General features: G+C 40.9%; 3 protein-coding genes. 2 read left to right on the top strand and 1 reads right to left on the bottom strand.

The window, feature by feature from the left end:
- Window positions 1–91 precede the first annotated feature (91 nt).
- Complete coding sequence (locus ACT8YW_RS23100; protein WP_002584162.1) at window positions 92–439, top strand: transposase; 348 nt, start codon at window positions 92–94, stop codon at window positions 437–439.
- The gene (locus ACT8YW_RS23095) at window positions 429–1,247 is read left to right on the top strand and encodes an IS3 family transposase (RefSeq protein ID WP_242827807.1); all 819 of its coding nucleotides are present in this window, start codon (window positions 429–431) and stop codon (window positions 1,245–1,247) included. Before ACT8YW_RS23100 ends, ACT8YW_RS23095 begins: the two co-directional genes overlap by 11 nt.
- Before the next feature lie 369 nt (window positions 1,248–1,616).
- Here ACT8YW_RS23095 and ACT8YW_RS23090 read toward each other — a convergent pair.
- A partial coding sequence (locus tag ACT8YW_RS23090; RefSeq protein WP_444107266.1) for a DUF4143 domain-containing protein occupies window positions 1,617–2,080 on the bottom strand: 464 nt, incomplete at its 5' end.

Genomic DNA, 2,080 nt, shown 5'->3' with positions numbered 1-2,080 from the left:
TATAATGGTCTCATAAATTAAGACACTTTTTCGGACAAATATTAATGAATCTGATATACTAAAATCAGTATGAAAGTGAGGATTCATCATTATGTCCAGACAAAGAAGAAATTTTAGTGCCAAATTTAAATCAGACCTAGTAATCGAGCTGCTTAAGGGCGAGAAAGATCTAAACTCCCTTGCAACCGAGAATAACATCCAACCAAATCTGCTCCGCAATTGGAAGAAAGAATTCCTTAACAACGCTTCCTCAGTGTTCGATGACAAGCGTGAGGAAAACCTCAAAGACAAGCTTGCTGAAGAACGCAAGGAAAAGGCGGAGTATGCTAAAAAGGTTGGTCAGTTAACCATGCAGGTTGACTGGCTCAAAAAAAAATCTGAAGAAATTTGTGGACCTGACTACGAGAGTAAGTTTAGTCCAAAACCTTTTGACGACTAAAGAAATCCCGGCATCCGTAGGAGCAAAACTGCTTGATATCAACCGTACAAGCATCTATTACAAGACTTCACCTGTATCAGATGAAGAACTAGCTTGTAAAGAGATTATCGACCATCTTCATACGGATAATCCAACATGGGGAGCAAGACAAATGTCTGCACAGCTCCAGAATAGAGGTTATCATGTCGGACGGCGTAAAGCACATCGCTATATGAATGAAATGGATATTTACCCAATCTATCCTAAGATGAATCTTTCCAAGCGGATGCAACAGGCAAAGGTATGTCCTTATCTTCTGCGAAATGCTGCCATAGACGCTCCAAATCAGGGGTGGTCTATTGACATTACATATATTCCAATCAGACACGGATTTCTGTATCTGACTGCTGTAATCGACTGGTACAGCCGCTGTATCGTAGGCTGGGAAGTCGATGATACACTTGATACCAGAATGGTTATCAATGCTCTTAAAAAAGCATTTGCTGTGTCAAAACCACAGATTTTGAACTCTGATCAGGGTTGTCAGTTCACAAGTCAACAATACGTTGACTTTGTAAAAGAAAATGGTATCCGTCAGAGTATGGATGGAAAAAGCCGTTGGGCTGACAACATCATGATTGAGCGTTGGTTCCGCAGCTTCAAGTATGAAGAAGCTTATCTGACACTGTATAACAACATCAAGGAAGCCAGATCTGCTATTGGACGTTATGTCCACACCTACAACTTTGAGAGATGCCATTCTGCCCTTGATTACAAAACACCTGCTGAGTGCTACTACCCGGCAATGCTTCTGCCTTATGTAGCTTAATGCATATATGGATCTGGGGAGTGTTCCACTATCCTCCCCATGTTCCTCGTTACATATCAACCATATCAGTTCATTATAAAAATCTTAGATTTTTGTCTTGACAACTGAGCCACTATAGAGGCCACTATCAGAAACGCCCCTATTAGCTTCGAGACATTTTGTCCATAGATGGAGCAAGACAAGCGGGCGGCACTTCCACGATGCCGCCCGCTTGCGTTTCCCCACGGGGACATTCATCTTCTATTTTACTTTTCCATTCCATAAAAACCTTCCCTCCTCAGCGTAAAAATAGCATACATGGGACCTTTATCCTATTCGCACAAAATCCTCCACAAACTCCTGTGTCTTATTAGCAACAGATATTTCTGACTATTTCTTTAGAAGCCATTCCAAAACATTAACCTGCTTGATACCATTATAGGATGTCAGTGGCGTATAATCCATAGTAAGAAGATACTTCGGATTATGGTCTTTTATTGCATCCAGTGATGAAAGTTCCCGCTTTAGTGTCTGCTCTTCCAATACGGTCTGAGATACTTGATAATATTCTTCCCCTTCGGCGCCTATGGCAATAAAATCAACCTCAGCATCTCCAACTTTTCCTATATGGATTTCATAACCTCGTCTTATAAGTTCCAAGTAAACAATGTTTTCTAAGATGTGCCCCATGTCTGCCTGCTTTATGACTAATATAAAATAACGAAGCCCTATAGCCGCCGCATAGTATTTCGCTCCTGGAGCGAGATACTGCTTCCCTTTTATATCATATCTTCCTACCTTATATAGAATAAAACTGTCACAAAGAGCAGAAAGATAGTTTTCCACAGTAGGTA

Origin of the sequence: Bacteroides sp. (assembly GCF_052357945.1) — a bacterium.
Classification (GTDB): domain Bacteria; phylum Bacteroidota; class Bacteroidia; order Bacteroidales; family Bacteroidaceae; genus Bacteroides.
The sequence above is the reverse complement of the archived record's forward strand: the minus strand, read 5'-3'. Positions and strand labels throughout refer to the sequence as shown.

Excerpts from the sequence above, each read along its gene's own strand:
- ACT8YW_RS23100 (WP_002584162.1), top strand. The coding sequence starts at position 92 with ATGTCCAGACAAAGAAGAAATTTTAGTGCCAAATTTAAATCAGACCTA.